We start from the raw sequence: 351 nt of genomic DNA, 5'->3' as shown, positions 1-351 counted from the left end.
TATTTTGAAAGCTGAGTTATCAGAGCCATCACATTGTCAGCTACCATACTGCCATTGAATTTTTGCATCGCTTTTACATTTAAATCTTCAAACACTAAAATATCATTTTCATTGGTTATCTGTCGTGAAATTTTATGTGCAAAGTCGAGCCTTTGCCGTGAGATCTTACCGTGTAATTTATTGATGCGTTGTTTGGTTTTGTGCCAGCGATTTGAACCTTTAGTTCGGCGTGCAAGCTGACGTTGCAATTGATTTAACTTTGTTTTTGACTGTGTTAAAAACTTTGGATTGTCGGCCACGTAGCCGTTCGAGCCAACTACCGTTTGCTTTGAGTTAATGTCAAAACCTGTG

The 351-nt window shown here is 38.5% G+C and carries 1 protein-coding gene; it reads right to left on the bottom strand.

Annotated elements, in window-relative coordinates; genetic code table 11:
- A partial coding sequence (locus AAEZ22_RS18245) for an RNA-guided endonuclease InsQ/TnpB family protein (RefSeq protein ID WP_350668783.1) occupies positions 1 to 351 on the bottom strand: 351 nt, incomplete at both ends.

Origin of the sequence: Pseudoalteromonas sp. 20-MNA-CIBAN-0454 (assembly GCF_040308685.1) — a bacterium.
In the GTDB taxonomy this organism is placed as follows: Bacteria; Pseudomonadota; Gammaproteobacteria; order Enterobacterales; family Alteromonadaceae; genus Pseudoalteromonas; species Pseudoalteromonas nigrifaciens.
This window is presented reverse-complemented; position numbering and strand designations above follow the sequence as displayed.